Origin of the sequence: Sodalis glossinidius str. 'morsitans' (genome assembly GCF_000010085.1) — a bacterium.
Lineage (GTDB): Bacteria > Pseudomonadota > Gammaproteobacteria > Enterobacterales > Enterobacteriaceae > Sodalis > Sodalis glossinidius.
Genome location: NC_007712.1, coordinates 2,299,715 through 2,318,250, shown reverse-complemented (window position 1 = coordinate 2,318,250; position 18,536 = coordinate 2,299,715). Strand labels below are relative to the sequence as shown.

Genomic DNA, 18,536 nt, shown 5'->3' with positions numbered 1-18,536 from the left:
ACTGACAGCTGCCCCGGCTCGTTGAGGGGCCGGGGATTTCGATGGAATACCGCAATCTGAACAAGCTATATACTACACCGATGACAAAATCCTCACTCTCACAACACGACGCCCTGTTCAAAAAATTCCTCGGCGACATTGCTGTAGCTCGTGACTTTCTGGAAGTGCATCTGCCGCCGCATCTGCGTGAGCGCTGCGATTTCAGCACCATGGCAATGGAGTCCGGCAGCTTTATCGAAGACGACCTCAGGGGCCAGTGCTCGGATATGCTCTATTCGATGAAGACCACGACGGGCCATGATGGCTACGTCTACTGTCTGATTGAATACCAGAGCCGACCGGAAAAGCTGATGGCGTTTCGGTTGCTACGGTATGCGGTCGCCGCGATGCAACGGCATCTTGAACAAGGCAATGACGCTTTGCCGGTGGTGATACCGCTTCTGTTCTACCACGGCACTACATCGCCCTATCCCTACAGCACCCAATGGCTCGATTGCTTTACTGACCCCGAACTGGCAGAATTAGTCTACAGGCAAGCATTCCCGCTGGTTGACATCACGGCTATGCTGGATGATGAAATACTGTCCCATCGGCGGGTGGCTCTGCTGGAATTGGTGCAGAAGCACATCCGGACCCGTGATATGTTAGAAATAGCCGCTGATATCGCCCGTCTGCTCAATCTATGGGCAATACCGAAAGAACAGTTCCGTAGCCTGATGTACTATATTGCAGAGCGGGGAAATACTTCGGATGAATCGGAATTCCTACAGCATATTGCCGCCAAAGCCACTGACTACCGGGAGGACATCATGACCATTGCAGAGCAGCTTGAAGCTAAGGGCATCCAACTCGGGCGTCAAGAAGGTATCCAGCTTGGCGAGCAGAAAGGCCGGCAGGAAGGCGAAAAGCTGGCCTCACTCAAGATTGCCCGGCAGCTGTTGGCTAACGGTGCTGAGCGAAATCTTATCAAAATCGCTACTGGCCTATCTGACCATGAGTTGAATGATTTGGTGAGTCAGTAGTTTTCTTTTCGTTAATCTTAACCATCGATAACAGTTTCGGTTCAAGGTCGTAATTGTGGGATGTGACACTTAGCTGTGTCAACACGGAGTTGACATGAATCAAAAATTAAAAACAATACAGGCACTTCGAGGTATTGCTGCCATGTCAGTTCTTTTTTTCCACTACAGGTTTTACTTAAGAGGAAACGATGCTTCTGGTTATTCCTTGTGGGATATCTTATTTGGGTGGGGCATCATAGGTGTTGATGTTTTTTTTGTGATTAGTGGTTTTATTATGGTTTATACCACACATTATTACTCTGATGGATGGCACTCATCAACTCGTTTTTTACTAAATCGGGCAGCGAGAGTTATTCCATTATACTACTTTTGTCTGCTTGTCGCCTTTCTACTTGGCGGTGCGATGAGCACATTTCATTATACTGAAAAAATAAAAAATTTATTTAGCGCACTTACTTTTACAGTCTATAAAACTAACATAACTCCACATTACATTGATGATGACGAAATGTACAATATTCGTTGGACTCTTAATTATGAAATTTATTTTTGCATTGTGTCTGGTAGTTAAGAGTAGACTCATAACCCTTTTGCTCTACGGATTACTTGCAACGTGCATAATACCTATTTTTTTAGGATTTCTACCAACGCTTAGTTCGCAGGATTACAAATTTCAAACAGTAATATATGGTTTTCTTTCAAATCCGATTATTCTTGAGTTTTTCATTGGCGCTATAATTGGATATTTATATATTTTATTGAAAAGACAGAATTTGTCTTTTAACTTAGAATTAACATCTCTATTGATATCTTGTATATTGTTTCCCTTTATTGCTTATGGAGTGTATTCTGAAAAAATTAGAGCGTTAAATATTTATAGCACTATCATAATCAGTTTTTTCATCCTTTCCATAACACTAGCAGAGCCTATAATTTCAAAAAAAATACCTAACAATATGATTTATTTGGGTGACGTTTCATTTTCTCTTTACCTATTGCATAATTCTATCGGCATGGCTATAATGAAACACATTAATATCTTTCATAATAATTTCATTATTTCTTGGTTTGTTGTGATAATAGCAATTGCTGCGTCTGTAATCACTGTTCATTTCACGCACAAATACATCGAGGTGAAATTTACCTATTGGCTCAAGAAAAAATTCGCAACTCAAATGAAAAATGCAACAATCTAATAATTATTTTTGAACGGGGCTTTAAAAATCATGTATCACCATAGTTTTTTAAGAGATACGATACCACCCCATTAATTTTATGTAGGAGTTTTTTACTGTCAGTTCTACACCTAACCCCGTATTTTCCGTCACTCCCGATACTGAATGAGAATGTGCCCCTATCCCAACAGAATGTCTATGTCCACCAATAGAAACCGTATGTAAGTGCGCTCCAGCGCCTGAAGCATCGGCTTTCGCTAAACGCACCGTGCGATCTTCACCAATATATTTCCATGTTGTTCCGGAAAAAAGTTTATTGGGATCTTTGTGCTGAGCAAACCACGATATCAACGGGATAGAGTCCATCAATACTGACCTTGCTGGCCATATCGTAAGCTGCCTTCACCGCCTTCGCGTCGCAGCCAGCGTCTCACTGTCGCTGTCTGTGGCGCTGCTGAGTTGGGTGATGCCAGCAGTTTTCAGTGATGCGGCTGGCACAGTATTATTGACATTTTTCGACAACGCTTGAATTAACCTCGCCTGAAGTTTATCCAAGTCGCCGTCATCAGCCACATCACTGTTGTTGGTATCGGCAATAAACTGCGCCACCACATGCGTAATCACCGATGCCTGCCGCTAGACTGTATTCAGTTCTTGCGAACAAGCGACACCCGCGCTAAAGCCATTACTGCGCGAGCGCAACGTCTGATAGTCTTCCGCCGACAAAACATTAGCGCCGTCTGCTGTCGCAAACGATAAAAATTCATTTTTGGCCATCATTATTCCTTAAAAATCAGAGTCCAGCCAGTTTTTCAATAACACTGGCGTGCTTGTCTTGTACATGACGGAGCGCATGCTTAAATTGCAGCGCTTTATTCATATCCTCAAGCACTTGGCAACAATCATGGCGATAGCATGGGCTGGCAGGCCGTTTTTATCTGTCTCGCCCGTATCATTTTCAAATCCCCGCAACCGTACCACACCGGGCAGTAAACTGACCGCGCCCTGAATACCGTCCAGCACCGTGCGCGACGGTAAGGCAACGGATTTCTTCTGCCGAGCACGTAATGCGCTGTCCCGCTCAACCGGCCTGCCGGGTGTGGCAGCGGCCGGGTTGGTCACCGTCTGCCACCCCCGCGTCGGGGTCGCTATGTCGCTGATATCGCCGGGAGCCGCCGTGATATTACCGGCTGCCGTACAGACGGCGGTCACTCTGGCCTCACCGTGCGTATCGAAAGTCACCCGCTCAGGCAGGCGCCAGGTCTGGCCATTGCGGTCGCTTACGCTGCCGTGGGTAATAACGGTGCCAACCTGACCGGTCAGCAGGACATCAGCCTGGGAATACCCCGAGGCATGCCGGGTGATACCGTTAATCGCCACCGTGTTAGACAGGGCCGCGCCGGTACTGGTCATGGGGCTAAAGCTGTTGTAGGCGGCGATAACCGCGTTGTTGGCATCGTGGAGAGCCAGCGCGTAAATCGCTATCATCTGGCCGTCCTTGCTGTCCGGCGACAGATAGCACTCCCGGCCGTAAATCTGGCGAAAATAGCCGGTGAGCTGTTGCAGTATCGTCTGATAATCAGGTGCAGTGATGCCGCTGTCGGTGACGGTCGCCGATAGGCCAAGGGTATCGAGAGGGAGCATTAGACCTCGCTTATGACTGCGGTCTCGCCGTAGAGCGTCTGTATCCGCACGGTCACGGTAATTTTTCGGGTTTCGTGGGAGGTAATCGCGTTAAAATCGTTGATACCACGGACGCCGGGGGTGTTAAGAATACGCTGCTTGATGGCCAGACCGTAAGCCTCAGTGTTATGCTTACCCAGCACCGCCTGACGCCAGGGCGTCCCCTCCTCGCTATCCAGAAACCATTGCCCGCGCCATAATTCAAGACGCGTTTTCACCGCCTGGGCAACACACTCAGGGCTGTTTACCAGATCGGTATCTCATTGCGGTTTACCCGTCTTACTGCCACCGGACTGAACGCCGGTATGCACATGGTTTGTCAGGCTGATACCCGCCACCGTAATGTCGTTTTTCACACTGACCGGGCCGTTGATGCTGGCGCTTCCCCCGCTATCCCCCATGCCCTGCGACAGATTGCCATTGATGGTGACATTGCCATTGAGCACAATGGTCGGCGCAGTGACGTCCACACCGCCCTGCGCCGTGGCCTTTAAGGTACCCGGTGTGGTAACGGTAATGGCGTGTCCCGCCGCCACCCCGACAAAGGCAGCACCATCATCACTGCGCAGCTGGGCGGCATGCACGCTGATACCACTGATTTTTTTGCCTGCGACTGTGGGCCAACAAACGCAAACGCATCCGGCAAATCATGTTGACGTTAGTCAATCGTTTCCTGCACGCCGCCGTTCTGCCACCAGAAATCGATGCAGCGGTCAGCAAACACCACCAGACATTCATCACCTGCGGCAACAGGAAACGTCAGCGTAACGCCACCGCCACGAGGGAAAATGACAGGAACATCTACCAGTAACGGCAACGCGACAGACTGCGCTCGGCCTTGCGCGTCACTGATAACACCCTTAATTGCCGGTTGTACCGTGCAGGTGATAGCCTCCGCATCAAATGACTGAATAATCCCCGGCAGAGCGACCCGCAGCTGGGACAATATAGTGTGGCGCAGGACCTCAAGCAGCGCCTGCTTATCCCCCGCGCGTTCTGATACGGAAATCGTCATTATCCCACCTTGTTCAGTGTTGAGGTTTTCATCAAATCCGCCGCGCCTTTCGCCACGCACACCAGATCCATATACCAGGCTTTACCCCGCGTATCGCCGCTGTAGGTAATATTCTTCACAATATACGCCCCATCGGTCGCCAGGCTCGCCGGTGGCGATAATGCCCCTTCGGTCTGTTGCACGCTGCCATGATTGACCGTCCCTATCCGGCCCGGCACCGCGGCAATATCGCGTTCGGGTAACATCGTGCGGTAAACCAGCGCTTCATCCAGCAGGATAAGGCCATTCACCTGAATTGTCGGGTTGATGAGACAGCGAACATTGACACCGGCCTCAATCGTCTGCTGCGGCAAACCTATCAGCCCTGTGGCGCTGTTGAGCACCACCGCCTCCTGCACGTAGGTCTCTTCCGGTACCATCACCAGCTGTCCGTTGATATATTGCCAGGACGCGCGACACTGCCCTGCGAGGTTATCTATCGCATCCCGCGCCATGCCAAAGTAGGTTTTTCCACGGGGAAAGCGCGTCGCCTCAAAATCAGGCGTCGTGCCTTTCACAATACCGTAGGGGGCCAGGCCAGTGAGTAGCGTCTGGTGTTGTTCGGCTTGGGTATGGCCTGCACCCAGGGTTGTATTAAGAGTGGCGTAATCGTAAGCATCATGGGCATCGACCGCCTGAATCATCACAAAGGTATCGGTCGGGTTATCTCTGCCGGTCAGGGAATAGCAGATGTTTCCGGTGAAAATCAACCCCGTGTTATCCTGATACCCTGCCATTAATTGCACACGAGCAAACTCGTCCGCCTGAATGCGATTCACCGTCTCCGGTTTCAGGTTCCAGACTTTAAACACGGCCGTGCGCGGCCAGCGTGTATCCGGCCATGAAATACTGAACGTGGTGCGAAAGGCGGACAGTTCGATACCCTCACCTTTTTCATCGGTGACGATCAGCGAGCATTGTCTTATCCAGTTCTGAGGCATGGTGTTTTCCGTAAAAAAACTGCCAGCGCAGATTAATCGGTTATCCAGTAAAGTTTTGCCGTGTTGCCTAATCCAGTGGCACCCAGCAACTGTTCATCATCTGCAATCACGATGAGTTTGCCGCCCGGCTTTAGCCAGGCGTATTGCGCCAGCACATCCTGACCAGATAGCAGCGGTATCCCCGTAATGACAGGGGCGCCCGAGGCATTAAGCATATCTAGCATCCAGCCTGCTACGTCGCGCCAGATAATGCGCATCTGCCAGACGGTGCCGGAAAGCGTAATGCTGAACTGCTGATTCGTCGCCGTCAGGGGAATTTCATTCATCACCATGCACTATCTCCGCACCACGCTGTAGCAAACCGACGTTCTCAACGGGTTTCGTGGTTTTGACCCCGGTATTCGCCACGCCGGCGGTGGTGACCCCTTCCCGCATGTTGGCCTGGCGCGTCACCGTCGCGGTTTCCGTCCGGGTCATATTCAGCTCACGCAGCGTCAGCACGGCCAGCAGCACGTTTTCACTGGCCTTATCGGTCGTCACCTCAATCGCGCAGATCAGCATATTGCTGTACTGCCGCTTGCCGGTTATCACATCGAACGGTTGGCGGCTGGCCTGAAGTTCAAGCAGCTTCTGATAGGTTTCCCGTGGACTCAGGCCCAGACTCAGCCCAATTTTTGCCGTATCCCACAAATCCAGCAGTGAGCCGCCGCCGGCAAACCCCACCTCCATCGTCAGCTCAGCGGGCCGCTGATAGGCGTGGTCAGCGATTTCAGCGCCGATTTCCACCGGATGCTCGGTGATGTCAAGCTGGTCCTGGTGTTTCTCCGAAATCACCACATCCGGCACCAACAACCCAATTTTGCGCGAGGGCTGCGAGAACAGTGTGGAAAGAATATCCATCAGTAGGCCCTCTGCCTGAACTGCCCAATCAAGCGGGCGTTAACACCGGTCTGCCTGTCGGCGATATCCGTGCCGGTGGTCGCCGGATCGCTTGCGCCATAGACATTAATCGTCGTTTCTTGCTGAAGACTTTTCCCGCCTATCCCCGCGAGCGCCGCACGGTCAATCAGTTCACTGCTATAGGGATTACGCCCATTCTCATGCTGAATAATGCCGCCCATCAGCGACGCTATCAGCTGAGGATTGCCCAGGTTCAGCGCCGCATCCGGGGCGACTCCCAACTGGCGGGATATCGCCGCAATATAGGCGCCCGTGTTGTTTTCACTCCCCGGTGCCCAGGTGTTGATGATTTTTTCAATCGTGTTAAGACCACGCCCCGCATAACGGGCCAGCTGTAAGGCCATGGCCCGCAGCCCCTCAAACGGCGTCTGAAAGCGGGCAAAGCGGCCACCGGGCGACTCTCTTTCCGCGCCCGCCTGTCCCGCATAATTCAGATCCCCCGGATTGTTGTTGCGGATCCCGCGCGGGAGCGCCAGTGGATCGGCGGAGGCATCGCCGCGATGTTTACTGGCCCAGGCGTTATCTATCCCGTTACCTGTGTAACGGCGGGCAGTACATCATTGAGCAGGGTTCGGGCAATATCTTCATCAATCTGCACGCCGTCCACGAAGCAGGTTTTCTTTTCCATCATTTAAAATTCTCCCAGAAATTCATCGATTTTGATACAGTCAAACACCCAGGCGACCGTATTACCGTCTTTGGCATTCTGCCAGTCGGGTATTTTCTGAAACGCACCACCGCGCGCCGTGGCGATATCGCCTGACGCATGGTTGCGGATGACAAACACATTATTGCCCCATAATGCTGACGACTGGCTTTGGGCGTTGTAGGCCAGCATCAGCTTTTTATTAAAGGGCGATGTTTTCAGCAGATTAATTGTGATAGTACCGGATTTTCCGGCATGAAGGCCGTGCATCCCTTCGCCATCTGCGCCAATGGTCATGGTGTTTTTTGCCTCGGTCATGGCCACCACAATCCCTTCTTCAGCGTTTGCCGAGCCATAACCGAGATCAATCACCCCAGTCGGCCCCGTCATTGACGCCGACACATCCATAAATGAATAAGTTGCCATAAATTATTTTCCTCAGCGAACCACGGTGATCAGCACATCTGCAAAATGCACGGCACCGGCGAGTTTACAGGCCACCTGGATCGGCAGTGCCTGACGTTTTTCACGGTCTGCCTGGGCCTGCGCCGCCATCGGCTGAATAAAGGCATAATACCCTTTGGTCAGCGTATCGCCCGGCGACAGTTGCCCGACTGCCCCGCCATTCCACACACCAGGCGCAATCAGACCGTTATTCACGGCCTGCGCCATCGACTGTTCAACGGAGGCCAACAGGCGGGTACCGCCAGCGTCGGTCTGCGGCACTTTGGTGGTACTGGTATACAGCAGGTTATAAAGCGTGTTCTGCACGTAGTTTTGCAACCAGTCGAGGCCATGGCGCTCATCAAAGAAATCGCTATTCGCCATCACGCCTTCCTGCAAAATAGCCGTATCGTTGTCATAGCGTACAAACACATTACAGTTTTTCGCCGCCAACGCATCCGCCTGAGACGTGCGCAGCCGTTCAGCCTGGATGCCCGGCTCCTGCTTGAACTTCAGGGTCAGGGTGGTGTTATTAGCGCCAAAATTGACCGTAAAGGCCCGTCCGAAGGCTGAGGCGGCCGCATAAGGTGACGTGCTGGAATACTGCGTGAACACCCCGTCCGGACTTGCCCTGCTTGAGTTGTGAGGCGATATCGTCGGTTCGGCTAGCGTCAATAGTCGCCGTGTCCTGCGTGGTTACACCGAAAATACGTGATGTGCTGCTGGCACCGATAAAGGCAGGGATGGCGCCTTATCTACCTGCAACCTAACTTTCATAGATGCCGCCCTCCGGCACCCAACAGGCACAGATACTGGTAGAACTCGGCGCCATAGCGTGTGTTATTCCAGAATCCCCCGCTGGGGTTAAGTGTGGCGCTGCTGTCATAGCTCACACTGACCTTATCGACGGATTTTGACGACACAATGCCACTATTCGCTCCCCCAACCCCACCTATTACCACCGAACGGTTATCTGCGGCGAACAGGGTCAGATAGAGTGCGCCACAAACAGCTCCACCAGATACACAAACAGTTTGCCCAGCCGCTTCTCATCCAGCAGCGTATCCGCCAGATCCAGCCGGAAACGGATTTGTGTATTGGGGTAGCGCAGGGGATCAGCGAAGACGGGAAAGTCGGCTCTAAACGTTTCAATCGTTGGCATGGATGGATTGCCCATTATCCCGTCCCCTCCTCATCAAATGCCGTCTACAGTTTGATCCAGCCGTTCAAGCTGGCCCAGTAAAAAAACGCCCGCACTGTCGGCGGTCTTATGATCAAAGGTCTTTTGGTCAAACGTATACATGACGTGTGCGTTCCTTAAATGTTGAAGGCCACTTCCGCGATGCTATTAGCATCTGCAGCACCGATAAACCGGGCGTTGGTGAGCGCTACCGTGTTGCCTTCGGTCTTGTCGGCCTCGGCTTCAAAGCCGCCGATCGGTTTCTCTTTAGTGCCAGCCTTAACGCGGACAAAAACGGGGGCGTTATCCGCTACCGTGCCCGCATTGACCTTGACGGCGATATAGCCGCGGGTCAGCACATCCCCGGTATAGTTGTACGGTGTGGTTAGCTGTCGTGCCAAATCGCTGTCCGACATAAACGGGTAAGAGCGCACACGAATACCGAAAAAAACGGTGACCGCATCCCCTTCCGAGATAAGCACAAATTTACCGGCTACCTTTTTTCCCATCAGGCCGTCACCGGCGAAGGGTTTGTCGGTGCTCATTACTACCGGCTCGACAGTGGAATGGGAAGGCCGCGTTAATTCGCCGGCGTACCCGAAATCGGGCGTAAAGAGAATCGATGAACCGGCCATGCCGTGGCTCCTTTGTTTTTCCAGAAATCTGCTTTGGTTTTGTTCAGTTCCGCAATGTGGTTAGTGCAGCCACCCAGATTGAAGACCGGCATCTGCTGCTTGGCGTTATTGCGCCAGCGGGCAATTTCACTGTCACCGTTAAAAATGCTATCGACGGTGGCGAAGGGCATCGTCATAAAATCGGCATCAGCGTCAATCAGTGAGGCAAGTAACGCCTTGCCATCGGTGGTCTTGCAGGCGGTGCTTAACACCTGCCGCTTGAGTGTTCCCGGTTTAGTGCTGTCAGGCAGAGAGAAGCCGGGCAGAATCAGTTCGGGCGACCACATCCTGTTGATAAGCCGCGTCGCCGGTCAATCGGCGCGTGTCCTTTTCTTCCTCTTCTTCTGTAGTTTCATCAACCGTCGTTGATGACGGCGTCAGTTTTTCGAGAATGGACTGCAGCGCCGCTTCCAGTGCGGCGTGCCGTGCGGCCATACCGGTCTCGTTTTCATCGGCGGTAGGCGTGTCTGCCTCGGTTTTTTCTGCCGCCTCCACCTTTAAAATCACGGTAGGCGTTTCAACAGCGTCATCGCCGGTGAGATTGTCCGGTGCATTTTTAAGCAAGGCTTCCGCCTCCACCGAATCCCCCGTTTTAATGGCGCGCCTTAAGCTGGCAAACCAGCCTGTATTTTTGGTTGTCATAGATTGACTGTCTCCAATTGAACAACGTTTCCCAGCCGGTCCTTCAGGGACAAGCGCGATATGGTTCCCACAATATTGATTTGCTCGACTTTACCAACACCCGTCTGGATATCGGCGAGCAGTAAATCCACCTGCTCACCCGTGCCCCGGCGGATATTCTGCGCATGCCCCTGCGCCAGGCTCTGCCAGTTGCCTGGCGCAATGAAAGGATGTCACCGCGAGCATCCCGAGGATGGTTAATCACCACGGCGATACCTTCAAATGACGCCATAGACGCGGGGTTAAAAACTGCATCAGGCGTTCGGATGACGTCAATATCACCCGTGCTGTCCGGTTCAATGTAAGGAATGTCGGCCGCTGCATACATCTGACTGCCCGTGCGGGCGACCGGAACGGCTTCGCACAACAGGGAGCCGCCAGCCATGAGGTAACGGGTTTCCCCCAGTCGCGTCTTAAAGAAATATTTCATGGATTAGTTTTCCGGTATCACGATGTCGTAGTAACAGCGGCAATTGGGCAACGCGCCGGCATGACCGGTCATGCCGTCCAGCGTGGGCGGATTTTCCCAGCGCACAAACGTGCCTTCCATATGGGCATGAGAATGACGAACATCAGGATCATGGGCCGTGCGCCAGATATAGCCCTCAGAGCCGATAGCCGTGGCCTGCGCCTGTGTCAGTGCCTGGGTGGCACGAGCAATTTCCGTGCGGGAAATCAGTCTGGCGCGGGATTTGGCCACCTCTCCGGTACGCAAAAGAGCGTCCATCAATGCGGTGGGGCGCTCGCCGCGGATCATGGCTTCGATAGCCTGAGATTGGATATCCGCGATCCGGTCAGCCGCATGCAGTGGGGCAGACTTCATCCACTGGATATTTTCCTCAATAATGCTGCGGGCCGCCTGACCAATGGCGGTGTTTTTCATTTGATGGCGCAGTTCTGCCGAAATGTCACGGGATAGCGTACGCCATTGTTTTTCCTCTTGGTGTGCGACGCCGTTCAGCATACGCGTGGCCACGGTTTCGGCCCATGGACTGATGATGTCGGCATACTGGCGGAGTCGTTGTGTCGCGTCCCGCGCGGAGATTTGTGAGCTATCGTAAGTGCCGTTGACGATATCGCCCACCGCCTGCGCCACCTTACGCAGTTGGGTCGCGTAAAGCCTTTCCTGTCGCGTCGAGGTCTGGCGCGTGGAAATCGCCGGACGCGGGCGGGTCGATGTCTTTCGCATCCTCAATGTCCTCATCACTGATGTTGGCACCGATGCCGGTCATTTTCGCCGCATCACGCAACTCTGCACGGGCGACGTGTAATGGCATCAAATCATTTTCTACCGCTTTACTCAGTGCCTCGATGGTATTCAGTGCCACCGTAGCCCGGTCGGTCTCCTTCATCTGCCAGAGCGGCATAAACTCAAAGGCGAAGTCATCAGGCAAGGGCGTACCAACCTCAGAGCGATGCAGGATTTCAAACAGGCGTCTCACAGGCCGACGCAGTCTACGCGCCTGCAAGGTACTGACATTGTCATAGTAGTTGACCAGATCAGTCTCCCCGGTTGAAAATCCGGCAGGAGACTGACCAAACAGGCGCACCAACGGACTCCCTGATGCACCGGCAATCTGCTGCTGGGCAAACTGTGCCAGCACATCGGACAGTCCGCTAAATGCGTAAGAATGCGTCTGGAATTCATCGTCCTTATCCATGATGGTCATGCCCTCAATGCTATAGGTACGCAGGTGCGCCTTGTGGATCAGTTGAGCCGCGCCCGTACTGGCACTGTCATAAGCCAACAGGCGATCATAAATGCGCTCAATCACCGACATGCCCCAACCGTTTTCCGTGTACGCCTGTTGGTAAGGTAGGCCAATACCGTCCATGCGTATCACACGGCTATGATGTATTTTCCAACCGAGAATGCCTTGGGCAGTACCGACCACCTCGTAAAACCTGGGCTTGCCCAAATCAGGCCCGAGATCGGTAATTATTTCGGTACTCGTTAGGTTCGGCATCCAACGGTCAAGGGGTAGTAGACCTTTGAACGCATCTCGCCCAATGGTTTCCATGCGTAACGGCTGGCTCATATCCTGTCCGTCAATCAGAATGACACCGATGGCCCTGCCATAGAGCCGCGACCACTTGAGGGTATCGCTGAGCGACAACGATACCCAGCGCCCTTCCAGTAGGCCTCTTGCCTGAGGCGCGACCTGCGAGGTGATGCTGACACCTTTTTTTCGTCATATCGTCGGCAATGGTGTCCACTGCTGCGCCAATCAGCCAAGAAGAGCGATAGGTAAATTCTACCAACGTCCGGTTGCGTGAGGTGAAACTGGGAAAATACGTGCCGTCACTGCTGAGATTGGGGGCTCTTATCCCCAGGCGCGCCGTTAAGTTTTCGTAACCATCCACGGTGTGTTGCCTGATGGCGTGATTTTTCGCCTGATGGCAGGCATGGCGTTTTCGTGACATTTAAGCCTTTCTCCCCAGCAATGCCCATGTATCCAAGGCGCGATCTGAATGAGGGCATCCGCCATATTCGGTGAGGGAATGCCTCTTTTTTTCATATCTTTTTTACTCTCGACCTTGACGCGTCCGTTATTGTCGTAATCCACCCGAGGCCGGGATAATTCCGCCTTCAGGTATTCCAGTTTTTTGATGTTTGTCGTTGACAGGCTGATGAGTTCATCTGTTGGGTAGAGCAATGCCGCTTTGGGATCCTGTTTTCTGGCCTCAATGCAGCGCCATGTTTTATAGAATCGCTCTCGTACCGCCCACCACGCCTGTGCCTTAATGTTGGCGAACATATCTTTATTTGTTTTTCCCGGCATATACAGTGCATCAGGATCTTTGACCGCTTCACCGGTGTTAAACCCTTTAACGTTGATGGCGGCTATCCGCTTCAGGTGTGCCTTGACGCCAGCGCCTACACCGATAGAGTCGTAGATAATGCAGGTGATGCCACGCTCTATCGCGTAGCGATTAACCCGATTGGAGGAAGCAATCACATCGCCTCGATGCCATTCATCAAGGTCTAGCACGACTGAGCCCTGCATAAAGCACAAGGCGTTGCAGTCTTCCCTTCATCAGCAACGTCAAAGCCGAGACGCTTTTCTCCCACGGCGTCAAATCCCAGCGTCATATGCGCATCGACCGCCGCAGCAATCCACAACGGCTTGATAATCGCCAGGTCGCTGTCCGCGACCGGCTGCCCTTCCCAGATATGCAGATACAGGTCATAGTCTTTGCACTTGCATTCCTCCATTTCCAGGCGGAGTACTTCAGGAAAGTGGGGATTGTCGGTGTAATGCACCGTCAACAGGCAGATATCATCCGGTGGATTGACAACAAAGCGTTGATAGGTGTCGTCGAGGATATTCTTCGAGTTAAAGCTAACCCAGATTTCACTGCCCGGTTTGCGGATAGTGGGGATAAGAATATCCCAGCTCTCCTTGGTCACCGCTTCAGCTTCTTCTACCCACGCAATATCAATGCCTTCCAGCGATTTAATTTTGGTAACGTTATTTTTTATACCGTAAAACATAAACAGGCTATCGGTGGCGGCAAGATGGCGGATATACGCTTTCTGAATCTCGAACTCCTTCAGATAACCTTCGCGCTGGATAGTGTCTGCAATCAGCTGGATAACAGAATCGGCCATACTGGCCTGGAACTCACGTGCGCAAAGAAAGCGATAAGTGCCTCGTCGCGCTATTTCTACCAGTAACCGTGCGATGGCCCATGATTTACCGCTTCCCCGTCCACCTTTGGCAATCTTGTAGCGATGTGGCTGAATAAATGGACGGAAAATAGCATTAAGAGTCGTCATCATGAAATAGTGAGGAGAGTGGTTTGGTCTCTACCTGAAGTGCGCCGCCGTCTTTACCGGTTAGTTCCTGCTTATCCGAGTAACCATGTTTGGTCAGCATAAGCTTGGCAATCGTTGCGTTAAATTCGCCCTGCAATCCTTTGTTAATTAAACAATTTTCTTGTAGAGCCAGAATGCCCTCTACGATGTACGAAAATTCATTGGATTGTTTAGTCCAGTCGTACACTGATGAGCGCGATACAGCGAGATAGCCAGCCAATCCGGCGATGCTCGGGACAACATACCCAGCTTTTCATAGTCCCCTAACAAATACGCTTTAGCCTTTTCCAGACTTTGTGCAAGCTCACTCGGGCGACCGACTTTATTTTTTGTTTGTCGTCCCATGTCTTATATCCTCTATCTGCCTCAGCGCGGCTTTATCCTGATTGCACATCTCCAATGCCAGCAGCAGCTTCTCGTTGAGTATCACGCTGTCGCCCCACGTCATGCGCTCCGGGATAACTGGCGCTGGACAATCATCGAGCAGTGTGGCCGGTATCGGCGCGTGCGGGATGGGCAGGTATCTGGTCTGCGTGCGCCCGCAGCCGGTTAACAGCACTGGCAGGCACAGGCAGACGAGCACAGCGCTCAGGCGTAAGGGCCTCGCGTATTTGGATAATGCGCGGCTGAAAGTCCTGCACCGCGTGCTGATGTGCATCCTGTGTTGCTCCGGCTATCTGGTTGAACAGCGCTACCGCCTGTTCATAGTGGGTAAACTGTGCGTGGGCGGCGTCACGCTCGGCGACCATCGATTGGTTGGTCTGTTTTAAACGGATGATGTCGACGTACTGGAGTCTCACCACGATAGCGAGAGCGGTCATCGCGGCAAGCAAAAGACCGATCATCATCATCCGCCAACCGAGAGCAGTGTTCATCGTGCAGCACCCTTGCGTTTCGGCTGATATTGACTTGCCACACCTTGGCAATATGCAGGCAGTCATCAAACATCTTGCCCCTGGCACTGGCGGAAGCACTGTGGCGGTAATGGTCTACCGCCCTGTCTGCACCCTTCAGGGCGACCGATTGCTCATAGCCCTGCTTCACCAGTTCAGCGACCACATGCTTTTCAATGAATGACGTGTAGTCCTTTATGCTGCTTCCGGATCCTCGTCAGCGCCGGGAAAGTCACCCATGTCACACAACTTAAATTGGATGAGATCTTTCACCAGTTGCTCAGCTTTCTTGATGGCTTTCTTTTCTTTCTTACGCAGGGTAAACAAAGCGCTTCCTACCTGACCATGCTCCTTAAAGGAAAACTTTTCAGCGGCTGCAACACGATTTTGCATCTCGCTGATTGCCATCTCTGCCAGTCCGGAGAAAATCAAGCAGGTTAATATCCTTGCCACCTTCGAGAGCGGTCATGTGATCGAATACCTGCGCTTGAAGTTCGTAGCTGTAGCTCATTGCCATCAAACAGGCTTCACGCTTAAAGAAGCGGTAGCAGGGATATGTGCGACCTTTTTCGTCTGTGTAATCTGCTAAAAATTTAGCAGATTGATTTTCACCCAATACTTTGGGCGTTTTCGCCATAAAATTATTGTGTTGAAGACGACGATACTTTCTTGTATGGGAACTTCAACCCCTCAACTTCTGCTTTAGCTTTACGTTCAGCGTTAATGTAATCGACCATTTCAAGACTGCTCATAGTCGGCTGTTCGGATGTTGGCAGTACGACAATATTCTGATACTTTATCACTATTGGTTTTATGCGCACGAGGATGCGCAGGCGAAAAAAAGCCCCGCGGAATGCGAGGCCCATTGGTTTGGATTAAAGAATGACAGAGGCTTCAGTACAAAACTCGCGCTCTACTGCCCGCCGACTGACCAGTCCCTTCGAGACCTTGCCGCCAACATATTTCCAGCGCCGCATCTCATCACAGGCACCGGCCATGTCTCCGGCGTTCAGCTTTTTCAGTAGCGTAGAGCGCGCAAACGCCCCGTTCCCCACGTTGTAGACGAACGAGGCTAACGCCGCTCTTTGGCTCTCAGTCAGTGGTACGGTAACATTGGCGTCAACGACGGACATTGCGGCTTTCAGGTCGCTATCTAGCAGGGCTTGACATTCAGCAACGGTATAGCGCTTACCGGGGACAATATCGCTACCGGTATGTCCATAACAGACCGACAATACGCCGCCAGAATCCCGATAGGGAGTGTAGTGTACGCTCTCGTGCCATTGAATTAGCACGGTCGCTAATGCAATAACACCGCCTGCTGTGCCTTTTATCAATCGGTTACGCAGCTCGGGATTCATGGGTCGCGTTTCGTCCTGAAACGGTATTCCTTATGCCGGTAAATCCAGTTCAGCAAAAAGGTGGCCAAGGTGCATGCGATACCGGTAATCAATGCCCATTGATTAAGCGACAACGCGCCCAGCAGGCACGTGACAAAGCCCCAGCTGTAGGCAGAGCCGGTGGTGTATTTTTCCATTGAAGTTATTGGGGTTGTTGTTCCACCCCGGACAAGGTGGCTATCGGTCAGAAAAAAGCCACAAAGTGGTAGCCATACAATCAGGCATTCGCTTTCAACAAATCGGCGCCAATGCCAACAGAGGATAACGCATTGATATATTTGTAAATTATTTCACTGTACCGATAGATATAGTCGCCAGAGTCAACCAGTACATCGTAACGCCCCAGACGTTCGTGCAAGGCGATGATGATGTCCTCGACGAAAGTGGGGTATTTGTAGGCGGTGGAGATTTTCACAGGGTCGTCCTCCGTCTGCCCTACCTGCTCGGCAGCGAAGTCCAGTACACCCCGAAGGTGTTGTATCCCCCCTTCCAGATGCGCTAGCATCCGGGTACAGGCGTTAAACGACTGGCCTTCAAGCTCTGCCGTCAGCACTGTGCGGTTAAAATTGCGCCGGGCAATCTGGTCACACAGGCGCTCCGGATTATCGTGATTGACTTCAGCCCAACCGATGCGCAGTATCCCTGCCGTTTGGAGTTTCTTCGTCATCAGGCGTGTGCGAGCCATATCCGGCTTTGATGGACTGTTTTTAGTTCGCCCCCAGCATGACGCCAGGGTCGCCAACGCTTCAGGGATGGCCTGGCAGACACGCACTACCTTACGAAGCAATGAGACCAATGTGCGCTTAACTGACGACCAGTACGAGGGCTTGCTGTCAAAGCCTACCGCCCGGTTGCGGACACTGGCAATACTTCCCGCTAGCGGATTCAACGTCGTGCGACTGGGTAAAGGGCGGATGGTGGGGGTGATGGACGAATTTGCGCAGATAGCGGATAGCATGTTCGCTCCTTCTGTAAATTCCAGCCAAGAAAAAGGCCACGCGGGAGCGTAGCCTTGAAACAAGTGCCAGATAGCGTCTGGCGGCGCATTTCCACATCTGATATCGTTAATTCGCAAAAGTTTACTATTCAGATATGGAGAATTATGTGAGTATTTTTTTACTCAGTGGATAGAGGGCTGTGCCTTAATACAGGAGACATATTAGATTTAGTCACACCATCATGTCCCTAAAACCCTTGGTAGCTCATGCATTGTCAATATTTAATAGTGGAGCATCTTATCATGCAAACAACTATTTCTTCAATTATCAAATTAATCTAGTCCAATCAGAAGAAAGGTTTGGTGCTACCATTGAAATGCTTCTTGAAGAACGCAGAAGAAATAGTTTCCCCGAAAAACCATCTCGCTTTCAATCTTTGTTCGTGTGTAAATCAGTTAGAGACGCTGCTTGGTTTCGTGGTTTTTCAAAATCCCCCATCGATACCCCAATATTTGAGATTCACGCTTTAACCGGCTGGCACAGAGGCGATATGAGGCTTCTTAACATGAATTGCACACCTGTAGAATTATCTTATCGACTTGACTTGTATTGGAAAGGAATGACTGATCAAACATCTGAGGGAACTCCTCCATTCTGGGAAATACTAATCCCATTACCTGCAAAGGTTGGAAAAAAAGTTCAGGAATGACGAACGATTGCCTTTACACCATCACTATTTTTATTACCGAATTGAAACTGCCGATATCTTAACTCTGTTATGGCTCTTTCCATTGCATTTAGCGCAGTAATGACAGAGCAAGACTTGAACTCAAGCGAAAATATCTTAGGTATGTCGCTATCTAGCCCTGCAAAAAGCGTACACCTGTGCTGTCCTATGTGATTCATTTCATTCCTCTGCCATTTTAAATGCATTGACCCATCGTGTCCGAATCAAAATAAAAAGCCCCGGTATTAGCCGAGGCCCTATCGCACATCTGTGCAAAACTGATACGGACTGGACAACA

The 18,536-nt window shown here is 51.8% G+C and carries 22 protein-coding genes and 9 pseudogenes; 3 read left to right on the top strand and 28 right to left on the bottom strand.

Annotation, left to right across the window (positions count from 1 at the left end):
* Window positions 1-80 precede the first annotated feature (80 nt).
* Entirely contained in the window at window positions 81-1,022 is a 942-nt protein-coding gene (locus SGP1_RS12290; RefSeq protein WP_041867536.1) for an Rpn family recombination-promoting nuclease/putative transposase, read from the top strand.
* A gap of 94 nt (window positions 1,023-1,116) precedes the next feature.
* Window positions 1,117-2,218 (top strand): annotated as a pseudogene (locus tag SGP1_RS36410) (acyltransferase family protein).
* Between the two features lie 48 nt (window positions 2,219-2,266).
* Here the strand turns inward: SGP1_RS36410 and SGP1_RS33460 are convergent.
* From SGP1_RS33460 to SGP1_RS29705, 28 genes and pseudogenes are all read right to left on the bottom strand, one after another.
* Window positions 2,267-2,563 (bottom strand): hypothetical protein, encoded by a 297-nt coding sequence (locus tag SGP1_RS33460; protein WP_083764763.1) that lies wholly within the window; start codon window positions 2,561-2,563, stop codon window positions 2,267-2,269.
* 36 nt (window positions 2,564-2,599) lie between these two features.
* Window positions 2,600-2,821: a tail fiber protein gene (locus SGP1_RS33455; RefSeq protein ID WP_050747611.1), complete on the bottom strand. Its 222-nt coding sequence runs from the start codon at window positions 2,819-2,821 to the stop codon at window positions 2,600-2,602.
* Between the two features lie 12 nt (window positions 2,822-2,833).
* On the bottom strand, window positions 2,834-2,977 hold the full coding sequence (locus SGP1_RS33450; protein WP_243466001.1) for a hypothetical protein: 144 nt from the start codon (window positions 2,975-2,977) through the stop codon (window positions 2,834-2,836).
* Window positions 2,978-3,073: 96 nt separating this feature from the next.
* Entirely contained in the window at window positions 3,074-3,841 is a 768-nt protein-coding gene (locus SGP1_RS12275; protein ID WP_011411215.1) for a baseplate J/gp47 family protein, read from the bottom strand.
* Window positions 3,841-4,140: pseudogene (locus tag SGP1_RS12270) on the bottom strand (hypothetical protein); the annotation flags it as partial. The pseudogene SGP1_RS12270 and the gene SGP1_RS12275, both read right to left, overlap by 1 nt.
* A pseudogene (locus tag SGP1_RS12265) lies at window positions 4,141-4,895 on the bottom strand (phage baseplate assembly protein V).
* Window positions 4,895-5,875: a phage protein gene (locus tag SGP1_RS12260; protein WP_011411214.1), complete on the bottom strand. Its 981-nt coding sequence runs from the start codon at window positions 5,873-5,875 to the stop codon at window positions 4,895-4,897. Before SGP1_RS12260 ends, SGP1_RS12265 begins: the two are co-directional and overlap by 1 nt.
* Window positions 5,876-5,907: 32 nt before the next feature.
* A complete protein-coding gene (locus SGP1_RS12255; protein ID WP_041866951.1) occupies window positions 5,908-6,207 on the bottom strand; it encodes a phage baseplate plug family protein in 300 nt (99 codons plus the stop codon).
* Window positions 6,194-6,775, bottom strand: coding sequence for a phage baseplate protein (locus SGP1_RS12250; protein WP_011411213.1), 582 nt, complete (start codon window positions 6,773-6,775; stop codon window positions 6,194-6,196). Before SGP1_RS12250 ends, SGP1_RS12255 begins: the two co-directional genes overlap by 14 nt.
* Window positions 6,775-7,308, bottom strand: a pseudogene (locus tag SGP1_RS31700) (lytic transglycosylase); the annotation flags it as partial. The gene SGP1_RS12250 and the pseudogene SGP1_RS31700, both read right to left, overlap by 1 nt.
* A 158-nt stretch (window positions 7,309-7,466) precedes the next feature.
* Window positions 7,467-7,907 carry a DUF3277 family protein gene (locus tag SGP1_RS12240; protein WP_011411212.1) on the bottom strand — a complete coding sequence of 147 codons (441 nt, stop codon included), beginning with the start codon at window positions 7,905-7,907 and terminating at the stop codon, window positions 7,467-7,469.
* A 12-nt stretch (window positions 7,908-7,919) separates the two neighbouring features.
* Window positions 7,920-8,652 (bottom strand): annotated as a pseudogene (locus tag SGP1_RS12235) (DUF3383 family protein); the annotation flags it as partial.
* A 46-nt stretch (window positions 8,653-8,698) separates the two neighbouring features.
* Window positions 8,699-9,102: pseudogene (locus SGP1_RS12230) on the bottom strand (DUF4054 domain-containing protein).
* 140 nt (window positions 9,103-9,242) lie between these two features.
* Window positions 9,243-9,740 carry a structural cement protein Gp24 gene (locus SGP1_RS12225; protein ID WP_011411211.1) on the bottom strand — a complete coding sequence of 166 codons (498 nt, stop codon included), beginning with the start codon at window positions 9,738-9,740 and terminating at the stop codon, window positions 9,243-9,245.
* Window positions 9,686-10,066 carry a hypothetical protein gene (locus tag SGP1_RS24080; protein ID WP_148203485.1) on the bottom strand — a complete coding sequence of 127 codons (381 nt, stop codon included), beginning with the start codon at window positions 10,064-10,066 and terminating at the stop codon, window positions 9,686-9,688. Before SGP1_RS24080 ends, SGP1_RS12225 begins: the two co-directional genes overlap by 55 nt.
* Window positions 10,023-10,421 carry a hypothetical protein gene (locus tag SGP1_RS24075; protein WP_050747607.1) on the bottom strand — a complete coding sequence of 133 codons (399 nt, stop codon included), beginning with the start codon at window positions 10,419-10,421 and terminating at the stop codon, window positions 10,023-10,025. The genes SGP1_RS24080 and SGP1_RS24075 overlap by 44 nt, the downstream gene beginning before the upstream one ends.
* Before the next feature lie 43 nt (window positions 10,422-10,464).
* On the bottom strand, window positions 10,465-10,788 hold the full coding sequence (locus tag SGP1_RS36405; RefSeq protein WP_424141170.1) for a DUF2213 domain-containing protein: 324 nt from the start codon (window positions 10,786-10,788) through the stop codon (window positions 10,465-10,467).
* Between the two features lie 105 nt (window positions 10,789-10,893).
* A complete protein-coding gene (locus SGP1_RS12215) occupies window positions 10,894-11,556 on the bottom strand; it encodes a phage head morphogenesis protein (RefSeq protein ID WP_011411210.1) in 663 nt (220 codons plus the stop codon).
* Between the two features lies 1 nt (window position 11,557).
* Window positions 11,558-12,884: pseudogene (locus SGP1_RS12210) on the bottom strand (DUF1073 domain-containing protein).
* Window positions 12,803-13,453 (bottom strand): terminase large subunit, encoded by a 651-nt coding sequence (locus SGP1_RS33445; RefSeq protein ID WP_243466000.1) that lies wholly within the window; start codon window positions 13,451-13,453, stop codon window positions 12,803-12,805. The pseudogene SGP1_RS12210 and the gene SGP1_RS33445 overlap by 82 nt, the downstream one beginning before the upstream one ends.
* Entirely contained in the window at window positions 13,447-14,244 is a 798-nt protein-coding gene (locus tag SGP1_RS33440; protein ID WP_243465999.1) for a PBSX family phage terminase large subunit, read from the bottom strand. Before SGP1_RS33440 ends, SGP1_RS33445 begins: the two co-directional genes overlap by 7 nt.
* Window positions 14,228-14,625 (bottom strand): annotated as a pseudogene (locus SGP1_RS12200) (DNA-packaging protein). Before SGP1_RS12200 ends, SGP1_RS33440 begins: the two are co-directional and overlap by 17 nt.
* Entirely contained in the window at window positions 14,603-14,839 is a 237-nt protein-coding gene (gene lysC, locus SGP1_RS36400; protein ID WP_041866950.1) for an Rz1-like lysis system protein LysC, read from the bottom strand. Before lysC ends, SGP1_RS12200 begins: the two are co-directional and overlap by 23 nt.
* Complete coding sequence (locus SGP1_RS12190) at window positions 14,757-15,155, bottom strand: hypothetical protein (protein WP_011411208.1); 399 nt, start codon at window positions 15,153-15,155, stop codon at window positions 14,757-14,759. The genes lysC and SGP1_RS12190 overlap by 83 nt, the downstream gene beginning before the upstream one ends.
* A 213-nt stretch (window positions 15,156-15,368) precedes the next feature.
* Window positions 15,369-15,925 (bottom strand): annotated as a pseudogene (locus tag SGP1_RS33435) (Rha family transcriptional regulator).
* Between the two features lie 123 nt (window positions 15,926-16,048).
* Entirely contained in the window at window positions 16,049-16,534 is a 486-nt protein-coding gene (locus SGP1_RS12175; protein WP_011411207.1) for a lysozyme, read from the bottom strand.
* Entirely contained in the window at window positions 16,531-16,710 is a 180-nt protein-coding gene (locus SGP1_RS12170) for a phage holin family protein (protein WP_173340360.1), read from the bottom strand. The genes SGP1_RS12175 and SGP1_RS12170 overlap by 4 nt, the downstream gene beginning before the upstream one ends.
* Window positions 16,711-16,790: 80 nt before the next feature.
* Complete coding sequence (locus SGP1_RS29705; RefSeq protein ID WP_148203483.1) at window positions 16,791-17,531, bottom strand: hypothetical protein; 741 nt, start codon at window positions 17,529-17,531, stop codon at window positions 16,791-16,793.
* A 221-nt stretch (window positions 17,532-17,752) separates the two neighbouring features.
* Between SGP1_RS29705 and SGP1_RS29700 the strand changes: the two genes are divergently transcribed.
* Entirely contained in the window at window positions 17,753-18,220 is a 468-nt protein-coding gene (locus SGP1_RS29700) for a DUF2441 domain-containing protein (RefSeq protein ID WP_148203482.1), read from the top strand.
* Window positions 18,221-18,536: the final 316 nt, after the last annotated feature.

Excerpts from the sequence above, each read along its gene's own strand:
- SGP1_RS33440 (WP_243465999.1), bottom strand. The coding sequence starts at position 14,244 with ATGATGACGACTCTTAATGCTATTTTCCGTCCATTTATTCAGCCACAT.
- SGP1_RS33460 (WP_083764763.1), bottom strand. The coding sequence starts at position 2,563 with ATGGACTCTATCCCGTTGATATCGTGGTTTGCTCAGCACAAAGATCCC.
- SGP1_RS12255 (WP_041866951.1), bottom strand. The coding sequence starts at position 6,207 with ATGGTGATGAATGAAATTCCCCTGACGGCGACGAATCAGCAGTTCAGC.
- SGP1_RS12225 (WP_011411211.1), bottom strand. The coding sequence starts at position 9,740 with ATGGCCGGTTCATCGATTCTCTTTACGCCCGATTTCGGGTACGCCGGC.
- SGP1_RS12190 (WP_011411208.1), bottom strand. The coding sequence starts at position 15,155 with ATGAACACTGCTCTCGGTTGGCGGATGATGATGATCGGTCTTTTGCTT.
- SGP1_RS12290 (WP_041867536.1), top strand. The coding sequence starts at position 81 with ATGACAAAATCCTCACTCTCACAACACGACGCCCTGTTCAAAAAATTC.
- SGP1_RS24080 (WP_148203485.1), bottom strand. The coding sequence starts at position 10,066 with ATGTGGTCGCCCGAACTGATTCTGCCCGGCTTCTCTCTGCCTGACAGC.
- SGP1_RS12170 (WP_173340360.1), bottom strand. The coding sequence starts at position 16,710 with ATGGAAAAATACACCACCGGCTCTGCCTACAGCTGGGGCTTTGTCACG.
- SGP1_RS29700 (WP_148203482.1), top strand. The coding sequence starts at position 17,753 with ATGTCCCTAAAACCCTTGGTAGCTCATGCATTGTCAATATTTAATAGT.
- SGP1_RS12175 (WP_011411207.1), bottom strand. The coding sequence starts at position 16,534 with ATGAATCCCGAGCTGCGTAACCGATTGATAAAAGGCACAGCAGGCGGT.
- SGP1_RS12250 (WP_011411213.1), bottom strand. The coding sequence starts at position 6,775 with ATGGATATTCTTTCCACACTGTTCTCGCAGCCCTCGCGCAAAATTGGG.
- SGP1_RS12260 (WP_011411214.1), bottom strand. The coding sequence starts at position 5,875 with ATGCCTCAGAACTGGATAAGACAATGCTCGCTGATCGTCACCGATGAA.
- SGP1_RS29705 (WP_148203483.1), bottom strand. The coding sequence starts at position 17,531 with ATGCTATCCGCTATCTGCGCAAATTCGTCCATCACCCCCACCATCCGC.
- SGP1_RS36405 (WP_424141170.1), bottom strand. The coding sequence starts at position 10,788 with ATGTATGCAGCGGCCGACATTCCTTACATTGAACCGGACAGCACGGGT.
- SGP1_RS12275 (WP_011411215.1), bottom strand. The coding sequence starts at position 3,841 with ATGCTCCCTCTCGATACCCTTGGCCTATCGGCGACCGTCACCGACAGC.
- SGP1_RS12240 (WP_011411212.1), bottom strand. The coding sequence starts at position 7,907 with ATGGCAACTTATTCATTTATGGATGTGTCGGCGTCAATGACGGGGCCG.
- SGP1_RS33450 (WP_243466001.1), bottom strand. The coding sequence starts at position 2,977 with ATGATGGCCAAAAATGAATTTTTATCGTTTGCGACAGCAGACGGCGCT.
- SGP1_RS24075 (WP_050747607.1), bottom strand. The coding sequence starts at position 10,421 with ATGACAACCAAAAATACAGGCTGGTTTGCCAGCTTAAGGCGCGCCATT.